Origin of the sequence: Staphylococcus sp. GDY8P126P (assembly GCF_017891965.1) — a bacterium.
Classification (GTDB): Bacteria; Bacillota; Bacilli; order Staphylococcales; family Staphylococcaceae; genus Staphylococcus; species Staphylococcus saprophyticus.
Genome location: NZ_JAESKG010000005.1, coordinates 143,828 through 164,369, shown reverse-complemented (window position 1 = coordinate 164,369; position 20,542 = coordinate 143,828). Strand labels below are relative to the sequence as shown.

The window sequence follows — 20,542 nt, the reverse complement described above, 5'->3', positions numbered from 1 at the left end:
TGACATATACTACATTATCTTAATGAGTTGTTACCAATACTTTTCATTGCAGTTATTTTTAACCTCAATGTGAAACATCCGCGACATAAATAAATTGTCGCGGATGTTCTTTTATTCTAAAATATTAAAAAAAACAAACTAAACGAAATATCGTTTAGTTTGTTTAAATTTCAAAAATTAATCGTTTAATAATTAACTTTTATTTTGCATATTCAATTGCTCTAGTCTCACGAACAACTGTCACTTTTATATGACCTGGATATTGAAGTTCATCTTCAATTTGGCTCTTAATATCTCTTGCTAAGCGATGTGATTTTAAGTCGTCGATAGTATCTGGTGATACAATAACTCGAATTTCTCTACCTGCTTGGATTGCGAATGCTTTCTCAACACCTTCATAACTTTCAGATAGTGTTTCTAATCTTTCCAATCTTCTAATATAATTTTCTAAAGTCTCTTTACGAGCACCCGGTCTCGCAGCTGAAAGTGCATCTGCTGCAGCAACCAAGATAGAAATAATTGAAGTTGGTTCAACATCACCATGATGGGAATGTATTGCATTAATGACTGTTTCATTTTCAGCGTATTTTTTCGCTAATTCTACACCGATTTCAACATGGCTACCTTCTACTTCGTGATCAATAGCTTTACCAACATCATGAAGTAAGCCAGCACGTTTAGCTAATGTAATATCCTCACCTAATTCTGCTGCTAAGATACCACTTAAGTGAGCAACTTCGATAGAATGTTTCAATACATTTTGTCCATAGCTAGTACGATACTGTAAACGACCTAAGATCTTAACAAGATCTGGATGCATGTTATGTACATTTATTTCAAATGTAGCTTGTTCCCCTGCATCTCTAATAATGTCGTCTACTTCTTTTCGAGCTTTGTCTACCATATCTTCAATTCGTCCAGGATGGATTCGACCATCCGAAACAAGATTTACTAATGCAGTTCTTGCAATTTCACGTCTAATTGGGTCAAAACCAGAAAGAATTACGGCTTCTGGTGTATCATCTATAATTAAGTCAATACCAGTTAACGTTTCTAACGTTCTGATATTTCTACCTTCTCTACCAATGATTCGACCTTTCATTTCGTCATTCGGTAAATTAACAACAGAAACTGTAGATTCAGAAGTATGCTCTGCAGCTAACCTTTGAACAGTAGTTGCTAATAGTTCTTTTGCATTTTTATCGACTGCTTCTTTTGCTTCTCTCTCTTTTTCCTTAACAAGTATTGCAATATCTTGTGACAATTCATCTTCAACTCTTTGAAGTTGCTCTTGTGCAGCTTCTGCTTGAGTGAGACCAGAGATGCGTTCTAATTCTTGTTCATGCTTATTTATTAATGTTTGAACACTACTCTCTTTTGCATCTACTTGTTGTTGTCGTTCTTCAAGTTTAGACTCTTTTTGCTCTAAAATCTCATCTTTTTTATCTAATAGATCAGATTTTCGCTCTAAGTTTTCTTCTTTTTGTAGAAGTCTTGCTTCCTGCTTTTGAAGATCACCACGTCTTTCACGAAGTTCAATTTCACTTTGCTCTTTTATGATTTGATTTTCTTCTTTAGCTTCTAGGAGCTTTTCCTTCTTAATATTCTCTGCTTCTTTATTTCCTTGTTCGATAATATCTTCGGCAGTTTGTCTTGCTTGTAATTGCTTTTGATGCAACAAATTTCGGGCAACAATATACCCTACAACAACTCCGAGAATAATACCTAGCAAAATGAGTAGGAGGCCTAATAAATTCACACAAACACCCCCTTTTTATCTAGGATTTTGCTCTGTATATCAAATTTCAATATGATTAAATATGATTATATGAAGTTCTAAAAGAATCATACAATGTAATTGTACGGTTTACAGCTAAGAAGTGTCAAGGTTTCCATACACATTAATATAATATTTGAAGCGTTCCTTTTACACAATATTTACTTTACCGATTGCGCTTACTTAACTCACAGCACATTTGAAATGAAAAATATTTTCATATAATATTTTTATATTCTTATTCATATACAAAAAATAAGCTTAGACACGCTTGAATGTCTAAGCTTATTATTATGTTATTAGTAATAAATAACTCAAATTATATTTTATAACGCTCTACTGATAACCAGAACTTTAGTTATTCTTCCTCATCAAAAAGTGTAGCAGGACTTTCAGCTTCTTTTTCTTCAACGTCACCGTCAAAGATACCTAATTTTTCCCGTAATTTTTGATCAATTTCTTCTCGAATAGCAGGGTTTTCTTTGAGGTATAATTTCACATTTTCTTTACCTTGTCCCATACGTTCACCATTGTATGAATACCAAGCCCCTGATTTATTTACAATTTCATGTTCAGCACCTAGGTCAATTAATTCTCCTTCTTTAGAGATACCTTTACCATACATAATATCAACTTCTGCAACTCTAAATGGTGGTGCTACTTTATTCTTAACGACTTTAATTTTTGTTCTATTACCAACAATTTCTTGACCTTGTTTCAATTGTTCCGCACGGCGCACTTCTAAACGAACAGAGCTATAGAATTTCAAAGCACGTCCACCTGGTGTAACTTCAGGATTACCGAACATCACACCAACTTTTTCACGGATTTGGTTGATAAATACTGCTGTTGTATTTGATTTTGAAATTGCACCGGAAAGCTTTCTCAAAGCTTGGGACATAAGACGTGCTTGCAAACCAACGTGCGTATCTCCCATTTCACCTTCAATTTCAGCTTTAGGTGTAAGCGCAGCAACTGAATCGACCACAACGATATCAACAGCGCCACTTCTAACAAATGCTTCGGCAATTTCTAAACCTTGTTCCCCATGATCAGGTTGAGATAAATATAAATTTTGTATGTCTACGCCTAAAGCTTCTGCGTAAACAGGATCTAATGCATGCTCAGCATCTATGAACGCTGCAACACCGCCATTTTTTTGTACTTCAGCGATAGCATGTAACGCTACAGTTGTTTTACCAGAACTTTCTGGACCATAAATTTCTACGATTCTTCCTTTAGGGTAACCACCTACACCTAAAGCATTATCTAATGTTACAGAACCACTTGATACACTCGAAACTTTGCGCGCTTTGTTGTCGCCTAATTTCATAACAGCACCTTTACCAAATGATTTCTCCATATTTTTAATTACCGTATCTAAAGCTTTTTGACGATCGTTATCCAATGCTGGACCTCCTAAATGAGATTTATCTCTCGAAAAAATATCTTATATTCACTATACCTTGATTCAGATAATTTCGCAAGTATTTTGCGAATATTTGTTCGCTAATATTTGAATTCAATAATACTAAAATAGAACACACGTGCTATTTTTCGCATTTTCTGTATACTGTTCGTATTTATTTAAACCAATTTAGTAATCTAATCAACACATAATTTTGAGTTCTGCTTTTAATTAAATGTCTTCTTTGTGTCATTTTAAATGATTGTACAGCTAATTCATCATTTTCTAAAATACCTAAATATACCGTATCATGTTGATGTATCACTGAAATACCTATTTCCGTGTTAAACATGTCTTTGACAATCTGAGCAGATACTGAAAATTGAGATGTTATTATATCACGTTCATCTATAAATTGCGTGTGGTGAGATAACATACCTTGAAGTAACTGATTATTATCAAAATTTTTCATCCGAGAAAATAATATACCATCTGTCACCCCATCATAAATGGCAAATGTTTTTGTCATATTATTCATAAATGCTTGTTCTATAACAATATCATCAGAACCATAATAATATTTACCGATACGTTCTAAAATTTCTTCTTTAAGCGGCGCTATTAACGTTTCACATACTTGTTGTGTCTCACCACTTGCTGTCAATCTTACATTGACTTCGTGAGACCCAGCTAATGGTGCTATCGTAGGGTTCGTTTGTTGATCGATTAAATCCATTAATTCTGTTTCGACCTTTGATTCTCCTATACCCGCAAAGCGAAGTAATTCTGAAAATATTGTATTTTCACCATTTATAAAATAAGGTAATAACGCCTCTTTAGCCATCGGTTTCATTTCTTTTGGTGGACCTGGTAACAAAGCAATTTGCTTTCCATGTTGTTGGACAAGCATTCCTGGGGCCATACCGACCTTATTATCCAAGACATGCGCACCTTCAATGACTAACGCTTGTTGACGGTTATTTGGCGTCATTTCGACGTTTTGTTCATTAAAATATTGTTCGATGTAGTCGAGTGCATTTTGATCGATAACTAAATCTCGATCTAATACTTTCGCAACTGTATGCTTAGTTAAATCATCTTTTGTAGGGCCCAAGCCTCCAGTTAATATAACGGTATCATAATTTTCTAATGCTTTATTAATTACTCTCTCTAATCTTTGTGGGTTATCACCAATCACTGTATGTTCAACCACATTATGGCCAGCACTATTAAATAATTTTGATAAGTATTGACCATTAGTATTAGCGATTTGTCCTAATAATAATTCTGATCCTACCGCAATAATAGATATATTCAAAACGTTTCCTCCTGAGATATTTACATTTTTGTAAATAATTTATTCCTTATAGCTTCTAATTAACAATATATTTCTACTTCCCTATATTATAAAATGAAAAACCATAAATAACGAAAGATTCGTTCATGTGAAAGCGCTTCTATACGACTTGTTTATAAAAATTAAAAAAATCGAAGCATGTCCAAATTATCTACATGCCCCGATTTATAGCGTTATGATGTTAATGTGTTTATGATTTTGCCTTAAACACATCTCTACCTTTATAAAAATATTCAATTCCTGATAGGATAGTGAAAAATACACCGATATATAGTAATACCTGTCCTAATTCAAAACCAATCCAGCTAGACAATGGATCGCCTAAAAGAATCCAAACAAGGGCAACCATAGTAACAGCAGTTTTTATTTTACCTAACTGACCTGCAGCACTAACAAAACCTTGTTCTATTTGTAATAAGCGTAATCCCGTAACAGCAAATTCTCGAGCAATAATAATAATTGCAACTACAGAATTGGTTAAATCTACTTGTACGAGCGCAATCAAAGCACTTGATACTAGTAATTTATCTGCTAATGGATCTAAAAATTTACCCATGTTTGTTACAAGTTCCCATTTACGCGCTAAGTAACCATCTACAAAGTCACTTAATGATGCGACGATAAAAATAATGCCACTAATTAATAATTCTATTCTAATTTCATTACCACCGATAAATGAAATTTTACCAAATCCAAAATCCGCTAGAGCAAACAATAGGAAGATTGGAATGAGTATAACTCTAAATACAGTTATCCAATTCGGTATATTCATACAAAGTCCTCTTTTCTATTTATAACTTATGACGTACTTGGACTTACAGATTAAAAAATTAATACTGAAAAAATCCATAAAAGTGCTGTAATAATAACAAATATACTTATTACAACGGCCACTTGCAATGGTTCTTTATTTTTAGTTCGATAAGTCGGTTTATCTTCTTTTGAAAAAGCAGTTATTGTATTTTGAAGCGATTCATCATTACTAGGAATTTCTTCTCTATGCGCCTCAATTAACTGTACTGAGTCGATATTCACTGCTTTTGCATATTTCCTAATAAAACCTTCTGCATAATTTACATTTTTCAACGATTCAAAATCATTATTCTCAATCAGTGTAAGTGTTTCTCTTTTTATTTGGGTACGCGTTTCAAGTTCGTTTAGTGTCATACCTAAACGTTCTCGACGTCCTTTTAAAGTTTGACCAACTAAATTCAAAATGTTAGTCCTCCTTAATAACTATTCATATTTTATTCAAAAAATCCAAATCCGCCACCAAACGTATCATCACCAAAATCTAAGTTATTTTTACTTTTAACTGTTTTCTTTTTCATTTCTTCATATTGAATTTCTTGATTTTTATTTTCTCGTAATTCGATGATATAGTCAAAATCACTCATTTCATAATCACTCGTTTCAACGAACAAGTCAGGATGTTCGACTACTTTTATTGCTGGTAAACTCATAACTTCTTTAACTAATTCTTGATGTTTTTGACTAGACTCTCTCGCTGTGACTGCACCGTCGATAATATAAACATGATCAGAATCATATTCTCCTTTAATTAAAGAGCTACGAACAGTCTGTTTAATTAACGTTGAACTGATAAATAACCATCTCTTGTGCGCACACACACTACCTGCAACGATTGATTCAGTTTTACCTACTCTCGGCATACCTCTAATACCAATTAATTTATGGCCTTTCTCTTTAAATAATTCTGCCATAAAATCAACAAGTAAACCTAAATCATCTCTTTCAAAACGAAACGTTTTTTTATCATCTGCATCTTGTTCTATGTATCTTCCATGTCTCACAGCTAAACGATCACGTAACTCTGGTTTACGCAATTTTGTTATAGATATATCATCTATTTCTGTTACGATATTTTCAAATCTATGCACTTTATCTAGACTATCTGACTTTATTAATAGCCCTCTACGACCTTCATCAATACCATTGATAGTCACAATACTAATTCCCATCAAACCTAATAAACTAGAAACATCTCCTAAAAGGCCAGCTCGGTTCATTGTTATCTCATATTCTAAATACCATTCTTTTTTAGTTGCTACTGTCATGAAATAAACACCCCTTTGTTTATAAACCATATGTTGTCTTTTATGATAAACAGCAAATGATACACTTTAAATAAACATTATTTTATAAATTATATCATTGACGTTTTGTTTTATTAGCTGAGCATAAATATAAGAATCATCCTATTAGATCATATGAACAACTAACGACTAGAATGAACTACAAACGTGCTACTTCACTTTAGCTATAGTAATCCTTTCATCAGTCATCTAAGTTAAATAGTAATACAAAACTTTTTAGAAAATTACTTCCTCATACTTACTGACATTATATCATTGAATGTTTCAAAGTTGTTTTATTTTCTATAGTTTACTTAAATTATTTACAAGTACCAAGCGCCATTCACTTTTTGAATTGTTCCGGTGATACTTTTCGCAAAAGGATGACATAGATAACTACATGTGTGAGCAATTTCAGTCGGATCTATCAATCTTTGTTGTGGCAAGTCTTCAGTAATTACTGCCAATTCCGCTTCACTCCAAACTCGAGCCATATTACCACTTACCAAACCGGGTGCAATAGCGTTCACCGTTACTGAAGTCATTGCAAGTTCTTGACTCAATGCTTTTACAAAAGCAATTTGGGCACCTTTCATTGCAGAATAAACTGATTCCATACTTGCACCTGTTTCACCCCAAATAGATGAAATAACAACAATCCTACCACTCTGACTTTGTCTTAGTTGATCAACAAAATACCTACAAACACGTATGAATTGTTTTACGTGAATTTGATAAGCTAAATCAATCATTTCGTCATTCATATCTTGTATTTGTCCATATAATGCAGTGCCACTCGCATAAATAAGGCAATCCAAATTAGTAATAAAATCAAAGTAATCCGCAAAATCGATGTCCTGCATTAAATCTATTTGTATGAATTGTACAGGCTGACTTTTATATTGCGACTGCAGTGTATCAACATTAGCCTGATTATACTGAATGATAACTTCATAACCGTCAGACAATAGACGATCAACGATAGCTGTACCTATACTACCAGAACCACCCATCACTAATGCCTTCATTTTTATTTCATCTCCAAACGACTATCAACAACTTGCTCTAGGTTCAAGCACATTTTTGAAGTTTCGTTTACACTCTCTAAAGTGATGCTTTCAACAATTTCCAATAAATCGAATAAACTTACGCCTTCAAAATATAATTTCGTATATTGGTTCGCTATGTATTCCGGAGAATTTAACCCTGAAATAAATTCACCTATGAATTGTTTTTTTAGTAAACTAAATGCTTCTTCATCATTCAGTTGTCCTTGGTTGTTTTCAATTTCTGTTAAAAGTAACGCTTTTAATTTATCAGGATACTGTGTTGCGCTCGTAATTACTGAGAAACTATATGTCGGTTCTAATACAAATTGATATCCAAATGTCTCATCAATTAGATCTTCGTTAAGTAAAGATTGATAAAAATCTGTTTCTTCACCAAATAACATTTCATAGAAAAGTGTCATCTCTAAATCTCTCTTTACAAAAGATGCGTCGGGTTCATCAACTAACGGATTGTTTTTAAAGCCTAACATCAATCGAGGTGATTGCAATTTCATAGTTTCAGTCACTTTGGATTCATTTACAGTTGCTTTTTCTATCAATGGATCTCTAACTATTTGCGGTTGTGCTTCTTTATCGCGTTGATTTTCATGCGTTGCCACGACATCATAAATATTTGCTACATCTACATCGCCGACAACAAAGAGTACCATATTCGATGGATGATAAAATGTCTCATAACATAAATAAAGATCATCTTTAGTAATCTCATAAATACTCTCTACACTGCCTGCAATATCCACACGAATAGGATGTGTATCATACATAGCTTTCAATGTATTAAACATTAATTTGTAACCAGGCTGTTCTTGGTACATTTTAATTTCTTCAGCTATGATGCCTTTTTCTTTATCTACTGTTTCTTTAGTGAAATAAGGTGACTCAACCATTGTTAATAAGCGTTTAATATTACGCTCCACATGATCTGTTGCACTAAATAGATAACTTGTACGATCAAAACTAGTGAATGCATTGACTTGTGCATTATCTTCAGCAAATGCCGTAAATAAATCTTCACTCTCATCATCGTTTTCAAACAATTTATGTTCTAAGAAATGCGCTACACCATCTGGAACAGTGACAAAAGTATCACTACCATGTGGCTTAAATTTATTATCTAACGAGCCGAACTTTGTAGTATACGTCACAAATGTTTTTTGGAACCCTTTTTTGGGGATAATAAATAATTTCAATCCATTATTTAATTCTGCTTCAAATACACGTTCATCTATTTGTTCATAATAATTTTCTCGCATTAGTCATTACCTCCTTTTGTCAGAATATAAATGGTATCAAGCACAACCGCTTGCGCTAATTGTTGCACATCTGATTTTGTAACACTTTGGATACCTTCAAAATAACTTTCTTCTGACATAGGCTCATCTAATAAGATATTGTTGTTTAAAATTTCTATCATACTTTTTGGTCTGTCATGTGATTCTTGTCTCTGCGAAAGAATTACTTTTTTAGCTAATGCTAGCTTATCTTCTTCAAATTGACCGTTTTGGAACTTTTCAAATTCTTTGATAATTGTATCTTTTGCAACTTCATATTTATCTATGGATACACCACTCAGTACAAACATGAAGCCATTTTTTGCATCAATTTGTGAATGAATTGAATATGCCAAACTTTGTTTTTCACGGACTTCATTAAATAATACAGATGAAGGGTCACCACCGAACATTACATTAAATACAACCATTGTAAAATACGCTGCGTCGCCATATTTTGCCGGCATTCTAAAGCCCATATTCAACTTAGCTTGATCTACATCGTCCACTTCAACAATTTCTTGTGGTAATGTATGTGCTTGTTTCATAGGTGCGTCTTGCGTTAATTCAAAGTGGAAAGGTTTGATATCGAAATAAGTTTTCAATTGCGTTTTAACTTGTGCTTCATCTACGTTACCAACGACGTAAACTGCACAATAATCATTTTGTAGCATAGATTGATATATATCGTATAAAGTTTCTGGCGTTACACTTTTTATGTATTCTATTTGACCTGTAGCCAAATGTCTATAAGGATGTTCTCCAAACATATGTTTTAATAAATTTAAAAATGAAATCTGCGATTTGTTATCAACCATCGCTTCTAGTTTTTTACCTAATAAAGATTTTTCTTGTGACACAAAAACCTCATCAAATTGTTGATCAGTCACTAACGGGTTCCAAATAATTTCTTTTAACAATGCCACACCTTTTTCAAATAATGGTGTTTGGTCTTTCAAATAACGTTCATTAATTAACTCTAATGAAATGCTTATAACATGCTTATCTTTAAATTTTGAAACAAAACTATTCACATAGGCGCCATATAAATGTGATAAATGTCTATTGAATGCTTTATCTGTAGGCCATTGTTTGGTTGCTCGAACTAATACTTTGCTTAGAATCGAACGCGCAGTCATGGTGTCACTTTCTAAGGGAGCCATAAATTTCAACGTTATTGTGGTCGTTTTAAATTTTGTAGTTGGCATTACTTTAATATGTATGTCATTCTGAGTATTTTTGTTCTTCAAATTGTCATGCCTCACTTTCATAAATTTCTTATTATAAACTATTTTTAACCGTTTTAAATTTTACTAAACTACTTTTGAAATAATTAAAAGAATAAAGTATTGGTTGGTCATCTTTATCATAATGGACTAATTTCAATAACATAAGCCCTTCATGTGGTGATGCACCTAAGATGTCTGAAATGTGCGGCTCATAACTGATGGCCTCCATTTCAGTATCAGCATATGCCACTTTTTTTCCCGCATGTGCTTCGATAGCACCTAGTAACGATTCATCGCTATTTTGATATTGTGCGCATGTTAAGTCACTCGCAGGCACTTTATCTAAACAATATACTACGGGTTTCTTATTTGCCGTTCTGACACGTTCTATAATTGTAACGTTTGCCTTATCTGCAATATTTAATCGTTTTGAATCTAATGAGGTCGCTGGTTTTTCATCAAAACTAATATATTCTGTCCCAGCACTATAACCCTGATCTTCAATCATTCTACTTATACTTACAACTTCTCCTAAAGGATAATAGAATGGGTGCAGTGATTTAACACGTGCACCTTCTTCTAAATTATTTGATAAAACTTGTTCAGTGATTAATTCATCTACTGCATCATAGACATCATCTGTCTTTACATTTAATGTTCTAGCTATTGCTAAATTACTTGGTAATGGTTCACCATGTTGTAATTTGCCATCTTTGATTTGTTGTATCATCCACTCTTTAACTTTATAAACAGAAGTCAGTTCCATTTTTACACCTCATCACTATCTAAATCCACTAATATTTGTCTAGGTTTACTTCCTTTTTGTGGTCCAATAACTTGATTTCGTTCTAAATCGTCCATTAATCTGGAAGCGCGATTATAACCAATTCTAAATTGTCTTTGTAATAAAGAAGTACTCGCTTTTTGTTGTTCAATGACAAATAAATATGCTTCATCATAAAGCGCATCTTCACTCTTCATTTCTGATTTTTCTACTGGTGCGTCTGGTTCCATTTCTTTAACATAATTCGCTTTTTGCTGTTCTACTACATAATTAACAATGTCTTGCACTTCTTGATCGCTTAAAAATGCACCCTGCACACGCGTTCTTGTAGAACCACCATTTGCAACATATAGCATGTCACCTTTTCCTAATAGCTTGTCTGCGCCACCGCTATCAATAATCGTTCTAGAATCCGTTTGTGAACTAACAGCAAAAGCAATTCTACTTGGAATGTTATTTTTGATTAAACCAGTAATCACATCCACAGAAGGGCGTTGTGTTGCAATGATTAAATGAATGCCTGCTGCACGAGCCATTTGAGTAATTCTTTGAATTGCATTTTCTACTTCTTTACCAGCAACCATCATTAAATCAGCTAATTCATCCACAATAACCACGATATAAGGTAGTTCAGCTTGTTTTTCATCTAGCTCAAGATTTTGTCTTCTAATCGCTTCGTTGTAACCTTCTATATTTCTTGTAGATGAATGTTGGAATAAATCATAACGACGCTCCATTTCGGCCACAACTTTTTCTAAAGCTTGAGATGCCTTATGAGGATTTGTAACTACCGGTATCAATAAATGGGGAATCCCATTATATACATTCAATTCTACCATTTTCGGATCAATTAACATAAGTTTTACTTCATGCGGCTTTGCATTAAGTAAAATACTAGTGATAATACCATTGATACATACGGATTTACCACTACCTGTAGATCCAGCAACAAGTAAATGGGGCATTTTATTTAATTCAACTGTTATAGGATCACCTGAGATATCTCTTCCTAATCCTACTTCTAATTTATTTTTTGCAGGGAACTTCTCATCTAATACTTCTTTAAGTGATACAAGTGAAATTTTGTCATTTGGTACTTCAATACCCACTGCAGAACGTCCTGGAATAGGTGCTTCAATACGAATATCCTTAGCTGCAAGTGCAAGTGCGATATCATTGTGCAAGTTTACAATTTTACTTACTTTAACACCTTGTGCAGGTTGAATTTCATATTGTGTTACCGCAGGACCGATTTTTATTTGTGTCACTCTAGCATCTACACCAAAATTTTTAAGTGTTGTTTCTAGCAGTTGCCCCTTTTTCTGAACTTCTGCTTTTGAAGTTGCTTTTTGTTTCGCTGGTTGCTTAAGTAATGAGAGTGGTGGAATCGTGTATGCCTCGTTTTCCACTTCTCCAGCTTCTGAAATCGAGTTAACCGCATCGCTTTGACTATCTTCAGTTTCTTCAGTAGCATCCATAGATTGATCTAATGAAGCCAAATCCGCATCATTTGTATCATGCTCTGTATGTTGAACATTATCCGCTTCATGATCGTACATGCGTTTAGTACGTTGTTTTTTAGTATTTGGACTTTGATTTGTAGATTCTTCATCATTTTCACTATGTCCGTATATAGGGATAGATAATTGTTGGTTACTTGTTTCGTTTGGTACTTCTTCTAGCTCGCTAACATCTTTAATGTCTTGTTGCTCAGTCGCTTCTAGTTGTTGTTTCTCACGCTCAGCTTTCTTCTCAGCTTTTACGCGTGCATTCGCTTCTTTTTTGATTTTATTTTGTTTGCGCTTTTCTTTATAATTTTCTGAAGCATCCTGACTTTTAACTTTTAACTTTTCAAATAATATTTTAGATACATCTCGGTGCTTTTGTTTTAAAAGTAAAATAATACTTGAAGCTATAAGTAAAATTGTGACAATAATAATACCTACAATTGAAATAAGCGGTATAGATATCGATAATAAATAATGACCTAAGAGTCCTCCGCCAAAATTCGGAAAATTCGTATGTTTATATGAACTATATACAAATGACAATACTGGTTCACGTTGCGCTTGTACCTTGTTTGTAAAATAAAAAACAATATGTGTAACTAGCAATAAAGCTAATTGTAATACGAAGGCACCCACTGTACGTCTCGTTTTAGGTAATGCTTTATAATATGTAATGAATATAGTTCCAATCAAAATAAGTATATAAGTTAAAAATCTACTGTTACCAAATAAATAATTAAAGAAACTATCAATCATTGTTCCCACTATACCAAGTTGAAAAGCACCTAAGACGATGATGACAAAAATTGCAATTGCCAATATATATCTTAAGGGATGATCACCTTGTTGTTTCTTCTTATTGGATGTCTTTCTTCTTGTATTTGCAGGTTTTCGCTTAGCTGTTGATCTTTTTTTCGTTTGTGCCAAATTTAACACCTTCTTTTCGACTCAGTTTTCAAATATGCGTCATCATATGTTCAATTCCTACATATGTGATATAACATTTTCGTTTAAAATATATGCATGTTTCTCATAGTTATTAATATTTATGTATAAATAAAGTTTCGCATTCTTACATAATAACATAAAAGAGGTAAGACATTTTTTCGCTCTTAGTGCATTTAAAGGTTGGATTTATGGCAAAATTGCTTAACATGTCACCTTAATCTACTTTTAAATATATTTACCTAAGCGTATGTCTTAACCTCTTTGTTTAGTATTAAAATTATTAAATTTCAGAAATAACTGGAATAATCATCGGACGACGTTTCGTATTTTCAAATAATAATTTACTAATTTGATCACGCATACTCTGTTTAATTTCAGACCATTCAATGCGTTTCTCTTGTAAACCTAATTCGACAATTTCACGGACTTTTTCTTCAGCTTCATTTAAAAGTGCTTCACTTTCTCTTACATAAACGAAACCTCTTGATTGAATTTCTGGACCTGCCGCTATTCTTCTATTTTTTGGATCAAGCGTAACCACAGCAATAAATATACCGTCTTCCGCTAATAAATGACGATCCCTTAATACGATATTACCGACATCTCCTACACCGATACCATCAATAAGTACATTTCCAGAATTTACTTTTTCATTTAAAATCATTTCTTCACCATCGTAGTTAACAACATCGCCTTTTTCTACAAGGAAGATTTTTTCAGGTTGTACACCTGCTTCATTAGCTAATTTAGCATGAGAAATTTGCATTTTAAATTCTCCATTTACTGGTATAAAGTATTCTGGTTTCATTATGTTAATCATCATCTTCAACTCTTCCATGCAACCATGACTAGAAGCATGAATCTTTTTACTATCTGGTATAATTTCAGCACCTGCACGTACTAATTCATTTAAAGTATTACCTACTATCACTTCCATATTGGCAGAAGCTGTAATAGCTAGAAAGACAGAGTCCCCTGGTTCGATATTCATTATCTTATGCTTTTTCTGAGCCATTTGACTAAGCGCTTCAACAGGTTCACCTTGCATACCAGTGGCTATGATAATCACTTCATTCTTAGGATAATTTTCAACATCATTGATTGGAATTAATAAATCTTTTGAAATATCAAAATATCCCATTTTTCTAGCAATGTTAAATGAGCTTTCAAGTGAACGTCCTAAGAATGACACTTTTCTATTTAATCTTTGCGCAAGATTTAATACTTGTTGAATTCTTATAAAATTAGAAGCATAACAAGATACAATTAATCTGCCCTTCACTTTTGTAAATGCATCGTACATATGTGATTCAATCACATTTTCTGGTGTATTATAACCTGGCTTTTCAGCTTCAGTCGAATCACTAATTAAAGCAAACACACCCGCTTCGCCTATCTCAGTCATTTTCTTCAAATCTGGTGCATAATGTCCATGTAAACTTTGGTCGAATTTAAATTCACCCGTATAAACAATTGCGCCATAAGAAGTATGGATACAAATACCTAAACTATCTGGAATACTATGCGTCGTATTAAAGAAAGTGACATTTACCCCTTTAAAACGCATCACTGATTCATTATTCACTGTGTAGTATCTAACTTTTTTATTTACATTGCGTGCTTTCATATTCTCTTTAATTAAAGCAATCGTCAATTTCGAACCGTATACCGGAGCATCAACTTGTTCTAACACATACGTTACAGCACCAATAGCATGTTCGTGTCCATGCGTTAGAAAGATCCCTTTTAATTTTTCTTTATTTTCTATTACGTATTGAATATCTGGAATAACAATATCTACGCCCAGCATTTCGTCTTCTGGGAACATTAAACCAGCATCAAGCATAAACATTTCATCGTCCACTTCGACGATATACATATTTTTCGCAATTTCTCCAACTCCGCCGAGTGGAATGATACGAATGTTTTTATTTTTTTTCTTTATTAAACTCAAAATGTTACCTCCTATTTAATTTCCCCGTCCATATATAAACTCATAATTTATTATAAGTTAAAATGCGCTTTATGTACACTATTAAAGTAATTACAACAAATAGTTTATATCTATTTTAATTCTATAATCACTCAATTTATATTGACTTAATATACAATGCGACTTGAAAATTTTCCACAAACTGAAATTCCGTTTATATACTATTTATAATTACAAACTTCCTTATTAGCATTTTTTATGTATAAAAAAAGAAACTAGCAAATACTGCAATGTGATACTTCCAACAATAGAATCGATGACATGCTATTGTAGGAAGTTACATTCAGTTAACTAGTCTCTCGTTATAGTTACAATACCAATTTTATGATAAAACTCTAATTTATAGTAATGCTTTATGTGATGCATTGACACGACCTTGTTTGTCAATTTCAGTTACTTTGATTTTGAAAATATCGCCGACTTTTAAAACATCTTCGACTTTATCAATACGTTCATTCGCAATTTGCGAAATGTGAACAAGTGCATCTTTACCTGGGAATAATTCAACAAACGCACCATATTTCTCAATACGTTTGACTTTACCTTCATAAACTTGTCCAACTTCTGCTTCACGTGTAATATCTTCAATGATTGAACGTGCACGTGCTATGGCATCTTTATCAACTGCACCAATAAAGATCGTACCATCTTGTTCGATATCAAGTTTCACGCCAGTTTCATCAATGATTTCATTAATTTTTTTACCACCAGGTCCAATGACATCTCTAATTTTCTCTGGTTTAATTGTCATCGTAACTACTTTAGGTGCAAAAGCACTTAATTCGCTACGAGACGTATCGATAGTTTGTAGCATGTGATCTAATATAGCTAGACGACCTTCACGTGCTTGATCTAACGCTTCTTTAATAATTTCTTTTGTTAAACCATCAATTTTAATATCCATTTGAATTGCAGTGATACCTTCAGCTGTACCTGCAACTTTAAAGTCCATATCGCCAAGTGCATCTTCCATACCTTGAATGTCTGTTAAGATTGTATAACTATCATCACGTGTCACTAAGCCCATAGCAATACCTGCAACAGGTGCTTTAATCGGCACACCAGCATCCATTAATGCTAATGTAGACCCACAAATTGATGCCTGTGAAGACGAACCATTGGATTCTAATACTTCACTTACAATTCTTACAGTATATGGGAAGTCTTTCAAATCCGGTATAATATGGCTCAATGCACGTTCACCTAATGCACCATGACCAATTTCACGACGACCTGGAGAACGAACAGGACCCGTTTCACCTACTGAGTAGTTTGGGAAGTTATAATGATGCATGAAACGTTTCTGTTCTTCTTCCCCTAAACCGTCTAGGATTTGATATTCACTCATTGAACCTAAAGTTAGGACAGATAGTGCTTGTGTTTGACCACGTGTAAACAAACCAGAACCATGCGCTCTAGGTAAGACACCTACTTCTGATTCTAATGGACGAATTTCATCTGTTTTACGGCCATCAGGTCTGATTTTTTCTTCAGCAATTAAACGTCTAACTTCCTCTTTCACTAAGTCATTTAATATACTATTCACTTCTTTAATTAACGCTTCGTTATCTGCGTCTTCTTCATCAATAAATTCAGCTGCTACTTTTTCTTTGAGCGCATCTAAATTGATATCACGTTGTTGTTTATCAAATGTTAAAACAGCATCTTTTAAACCGTTCTCTTGTGTTAGTTGTTTAACTTTTTCAACTAATGCTTCATCTTTTTCTACAGGAACGAATGCTTTTTTCTCTGGTTGGATATGATCAACAATTTCTTGTTGGAAATTAACCAATCGTTGAATTTCGCTATGTCCAAAGAAAATAGCTTCTAGCATTTCACTCTCAGTAATTTCACTAGCGCCCGCTTCAACCATGTTCACTGCATCTTTATGACCAGCAACTTCTAGGTCTAAACGCGACACTTCTTTTTGTGCTACCGTTGGATTGATTACGTATTCACCATCAATATATCCCACATTCACACCGGCAATAGGCCCTTGGAATGGAATGTCAGAAACACTCAATGCCATAGATGAACCTATCATAGCTGCCATTTCTGGTGAACAATCTGGATCAGCACTAAGTACAGTATTCATTATTTGAACATCATACTTATAACCTTTAGGGAACAATGGGCGGATTGGTCTATCAATTAATCGTGCAGTTAACGTTGCTTCATCGCTTGGACGACCTTCACGTTTCTTAAATCCACCTGGAATTTTACCAGCTGCATACATTTTTTCTTCATAGTTAACCATTAATGGGAAAAAGTCACCATCACGTGGTTCTTTTGAAGCTACTGCAGTAGATAAAACTACTGTATCACCATAACGAACGAGTACGGCACCATTAGCTTGTTTAGCAAGTTGACCTGTTTCAATCGTTAATGATCTGTTTGCCCATTCGGTTTTAAAAACTTTTTTCTCTTGAGACATTACGAATCTCCTCTCATATATCTATTAGTTCTATCATATCATTTCTTAGAATAATTTTATATTAGTATATTCCTTTTTAAAAAATAGCTGTTCTAAATTATAAAAAAGGGAAAGGACCCTAAAGGTTCTTTCCCTATCAATAAACGTCTTAAAATTAACGACGGATACCTAATGATTTAATTAATTCACGGTAACGTTGAACATCTTTGTCACGTAAATAGTTAAGTAAGTGTCTACGACGACCTACCATTTTTAATAATCCGCGACGTGAATGATGATCTTTTTTGTGTTCACGTAAATGTTCGTTTAATGCAGTGATTTCTGCAGTTAATACAGCGATTTGGACTTCTGGAGAACCAGTGTCTGCTTCGTGTGTACGATATTCTTTAATTAGTTCATTTTTGCGTTCTTGTGAAATTGCCATTGTCAATTTCCTCCTTTTAATTTTTATTCGCCTTTATCCGAGCAAAACGTCGGAGTCTCGAGCTGCCAAGGTAAAGGTGCATAAATGTGGATTACACATTCGACTTAAATATTATATGATAATTCATCACCAAAATCAACCGATAATAGATATTTTGCTTTTTCTTTATCTTTGTTCATCTGTTCAACTAAAGGATCTATTCCATCAAATTTAATTTCTGGTCTTAAATAGTGATGCCAATATACGGTTACACGTTCACCATAAATATTTTCACTAAAGTCGAATAAATTCACTTCAATAACTACTTGTGCTTTGGAAGGATCATGAAACGTCGGTTTAACCCCAACATTGGCTACGCCTCGATATGTTTCTTTGTTTACACCAATTTCCATGCTGACAGCATAAACGCCATTTTTCGGCAATACATAATCACCACTCGGTTGCACATTAGCCGTAGGGAAACCAATTGTTCTCCCTCGTTTTTCACCCTGAACAACTGTACCTTTAATACGATATCGGTAACCTAATTCTTCATTGGCCTTCTGCAAATCGCCTGTTTTAAGCGATTTTCTAATATCTGTTGTAGATATTTTTTCTGACTCAATCTCTTGTTTACTCACAACTGTTGTATTAAACTCAGACATTTCGTCAAGAATCATCATGTTCCCTTTACCGAATTTACCAAATGTAAAGTCAAAGCCAGCAATCACTTCTTTTACATTATTTTTGATAATATAATCCTGAATAAATTCTTCAGCCGTAACTTCAGCAAACTTAGATGAAAAATTAATAACGATACAATAATCTATACCATATGACTCTAAAATTTCCACCTTATCCTGAATTGGTGTTAAATAATCTGTTCTCTTTAATTTAGGATTTAATACAACTGAAGGGTGCGGATCAAATGTCATGACTGCTTTTTTTAAATTTTGGGATTTTGCTTTGGCATCTAATGTTTCAAATACTTTTGCATGACCTTTATGCATACCGTCAAAAAATCCAAAAGCCATCGCAACCGCTTCTGTTATATATTGATTATCTTGAATTGGATGAGCTACTTCTATCACTTTCATGTGTATGACTCCTTTAGTTAAACACTTTTTTAGGTTTAATTTCATCAAGTTTTTCTGGGTGTGGTTCATAAATTGCTAACACTTTATGTGTTTCATTATCGACCATTATAACGATGTCGTCTATATTTTGCTTGAACTCAGCTTTGTAAAACTTTTGTCCATTTAATATTTTTCCTTTAATGGCGTTATCAGTAATTAAAATTTGTTCAATACCTTTCAAACCATATTCTATAGGAAATAATTTCTCAAGTAACGTGTCATGCTCATGCAATGACTTTATATCTTCAAGTGTTAGACTATCATTGATATCAAATCCACCACTTTGCGTACGTGTTAATTTTGACATATGTGCAGGTAGCCCAAGTGCTTTACCAATATCTGTGGCAAGTGTTCTAATATATGTACCTTTACCACATTCAACTATCATATCAAATTGACAAGTATCGTCTACAAAACGCAAATCTGAAATTCGATTAATTTGATAAATGTTGACCTTTCGCTCTGGTCTTTCAACTACTTGATTGTTTCTTGCATATTCATATAGTTTCTTACCATTTACTTTTACGGAAGAATACATTGGTGGAATTTGTATCAGCTCACCTTTAAATTGTTGTAAAACATCATCTATCGACTTAGCAGAAACATCTTGCTCATTAACAGCTGTTTGTTCTAATATTTCTCCAGTCTGATCTTCAGTCGTCGTTGTTATGCCCAAACTAACTGTAGCTTTATAAGTTTTACCCATTTCCATAATGTAGTCACTCACTTTCGTAGCACTGCCAATACAAATTGGTAGAACACCTGAAACTTCTGGGTCTAGCGTACCCGTGTGACCAACCTTTTTCGTTTTTAAAATTTTCCTCAACTTGAATACAACATCATGACTTGTTAATCCACGATCTTTAAACACCGGTAAAATCCCATTATACATTTTCAATTCACCTTCAGAGTCTCATTTTTATTATATATACTATACTAACATGTATTGATTTACGCGTTTATGTAAAAAAGAGCGAGACTGAAATCTATTCGATTTCAAGTTCTCGCTCCTACACTAAGAATCTACAATCTAAATTCAAATATTGAGCTAAATAGAATGTAATCATCCTGTGAAAATATATTAATCAATTGTCCACTTCATATTGAATCAAAGACACGTTAATTAAT

Annotated in this window: 15 protein-coding genes and 2 pseudogenes; all 17 read right to left on the bottom strand. The window is 33.5% G+C overall.

What is annotated here, in order from left to right; genetic code table 11:
• Positions 1–199 precede the first annotated feature (199 nt).
• The gene (gene rny / locus KA893_RS10095; protein ID WP_037538515.1) at positions 200–1,759 is read right to left on the bottom strand and encodes a ribonuclease Y; all 1,560 of its coding nucleotides are present in this window, start codon (positions 1,757–1,759) and stop codon (positions 200–202) included.
• A gap of 376 nt (positions 1,760–2,135) precedes the next feature.
• Positions 2,136–3,185, bottom strand: coding sequence for a recombinase RecA (recA, locus tag KA893_RS10090; RefSeq protein WP_002483436.1), 1,050 nt, complete (start codon positions 3,183–3,185; stop codon positions 2,136–2,138).
• Between the two features lie 175 nt (positions 3,186–3,360).
• Complete coding sequence (locus KA893_RS10085; RefSeq protein ID WP_194375948.1) at positions 3,361–4,503, bottom strand: CinA family nicotinamide mononucleotide deamidase-related protein; 1,143 nt, start codon at positions 4,501–4,503, stop codon at positions 3,361–3,363.
• A gap of 229 nt (positions 4,504–4,732) precedes the next feature.
• A complete protein-coding gene (pgsA, locus tag KA893_RS10080; RefSeq protein ID WP_037538519.1) occupies positions 4,733–5,314 on the bottom strand; it encodes a CDP-diacylglycerol--glycerol-3-phosphate 3-phosphatidyltransferase in 582 nt (193 codons plus the stop codon).
• A gap of 50 nt (positions 5,315–5,364) precedes the next feature.
• Positions 5,365–5,757 (bottom strand): helix-turn-helix domain-containing protein, encoded by a 393-nt coding sequence (locus tag KA893_RS10075; RefSeq protein WP_002483439.1) that lies wholly within the window; start codon positions 5,755–5,757, stop codon positions 5,365–5,367.
• Between the two features lie 32 nt (positions 5,758–5,789).
• On the bottom strand, positions 5,790–6,620 hold the full coding sequence (locus KA893_RS10070) for a DUF3388 domain-containing protein (RefSeq protein WP_002483440.1): 831 nt from the start codon (positions 6,618–6,620) through the stop codon (positions 5,790–5,792).
• Between the two features lie 341 nt (positions 6,621–6,961).
• A complete protein-coding gene (gene ymfI / locus KA893_RS10065) occupies positions 6,962–7,666 on the bottom strand; it encodes an elongation factor P 5-aminopentanone reductase (protein ID WP_069825860.1) in 705 nt (234 codons plus the stop codon).
• Between the two features lie 2 nt (positions 7,667–7,668).
• Positions 7,669–8,961, bottom strand: coding sequence for an EF-P 5-aminopentanol modification-associated protein YfmH (gene yfmH, locus KA893_RS10060; protein ID WP_002483442.1), 1,293 nt, complete (start codon positions 8,959–8,961; stop codon positions 7,669–7,671).
• Entirely contained in the window at positions 8,961–10,250 is a 1,290-nt protein-coding gene (gene yfmF, locus KA893_RS10055; protein WP_037538523.1) for an EF-P 5-aminopentanol modification-associated protein YfmF, read from the bottom strand. Before yfmF ends, yfmH begins: the two co-directional genes overlap by 1 nt.
• 10 nt (positions 10,251–10,260) lie before the next feature.
• Positions 10,261–10,974 (bottom strand): GntR family transcriptional regulator, encoded by a 714-nt coding sequence (locus KA893_RS10050; protein ID WP_002483444.1) that lies wholly within the window; start codon positions 10,972–10,974, stop codon positions 10,261–10,263.
• Positions 10,975–10,976: 2 nt separating this feature from the next.
• Positions 10,977–12,440, bottom strand: a pseudogene (locus KA893_RS14255) (DNA translocase FtsK); the annotation flags it as partial.
• 101 nt (positions 12,441–12,541) lie between these two features.
• Positions 12,542–13,427: pseudogene (locus tag KA893_RS14250) on the bottom strand (cell division protein FtsK); the annotation flags it as partial.
• 301 nt (positions 13,428–13,728) lie between these two features.
• Positions 13,729–15,402: a ribonuclease J2 gene (gene rnjB / locus KA893_RS10040; RefSeq protein WP_041080459.1), complete on the bottom strand. Its 1,674-nt coding sequence runs from the start codon at positions 15,400–15,402 to the stop codon at positions 13,729–13,731.
• A 379-nt stretch (positions 15,403–15,781) separates the two neighbouring features.
• Positions 15,782–17,875 carry a polyribonucleotide nucleotidyltransferase gene (gene pnp / locus KA893_RS10035; RefSeq protein ID WP_041080458.1) on the bottom strand — a complete coding sequence of 698 codons (2,094 nt, stop codon included), beginning with the start codon at positions 17,873–17,875 and terminating at the stop codon, positions 15,782–15,784.
• A gap of 154 nt (positions 17,876–18,029) precedes the next feature.
• Entirely contained in the window at positions 18,030–18,299 is a 270-nt protein-coding gene (rpsO, locus tag KA893_RS10030; RefSeq protein ID WP_002483448.1) for a 30S ribosomal protein S15, read from the bottom strand.
• A gap of 104 nt (positions 18,300–18,403) precedes the next feature.
• Positions 18,404–19,375, bottom strand: a complete 972-nt coding sequence (locus tag KA893_RS10025; RefSeq protein ID WP_069821935.1) for a bifunctional riboflavin kinase/FAD synthetase — start codon at positions 19,373–19,375, stop codon at positions 18,404–18,406.
• Positions 19,376–19,388: 13 nt separating this feature from the next.
• A complete protein-coding gene (gene truB / locus KA893_RS10020) occupies positions 19,389–20,306 on the bottom strand; it encodes a tRNA pseudouridine(55) synthase TruB (protein ID WP_037538533.1) in 918 nt (305 codons plus the stop codon).
• Positions 20,307–20,542: the final 236 nt, after the last annotated feature.

Excerpts from the sequence above, each read along its gene's own strand:
- pgsA (WP_037538519.1), bottom strand. The coding sequence starts at position 5,314 with ATGAATATACCGAATTGGATAACTGTATTTAGAGTTATACTCATTCCA.
- KA893_RS10070 (WP_002483440.1), bottom strand. The coding sequence starts at position 6,620 with ATGACAGTAGCAACTAAAAAAGAATGGTATTTAGAATATGAGATAACA.
- ymfI (WP_069825860.1), bottom strand. The coding sequence starts at position 7,666 with ATGAAGGCATTAGTGATGGGTGGTTCTGGTAGTATAGGTACAGCTATC.
- yfmH (WP_002483442.1), bottom strand. The coding sequence starts at position 8,961 with ATGCGAGAAAATTATTATGAACAAATAGATGAACGTGTATTTGAAGCA.
- yfmF (WP_037538523.1), bottom strand. The coding sequence starts at position 10,250 with ATGAAAGTGAGGCATGACAATTTGAAGAACAAAAATACTCAGAATGAC.
- KA893_RS10050 (WP_002483444.1), bottom strand. The coding sequence starts at position 10,974 with ATGGAACTGACTTCTGTTTATAAAGTTAAAGAGTGGATGATACAACAA.
- pnp (WP_041080458.1), bottom strand. The coding sequence starts at position 17,875 with ATGTCTCAAGAGAAAAAAGTTTTTAAAACCGAATGGGCAAACAGATCA.
- rpsO (WP_002483448.1), bottom strand. The coding sequence starts at position 18,299 with ATGGCAATTTCACAAGAACGCAAAAATGAACTAATTAAAGAATATCGT.
- KA893_RS10025 (WP_069821935.1), bottom strand. The coding sequence starts at position 19,375 with ATGAAAGTGATAGAAGTAGCTCATCCAATTCAAGATAATCAATATATA.
- truB (WP_037538533.1), bottom strand. The coding sequence starts at position 20,306 with ATGTATAATGGGATTTTACCGGTGTTTAAAGATCGTGGATTAACAAGT.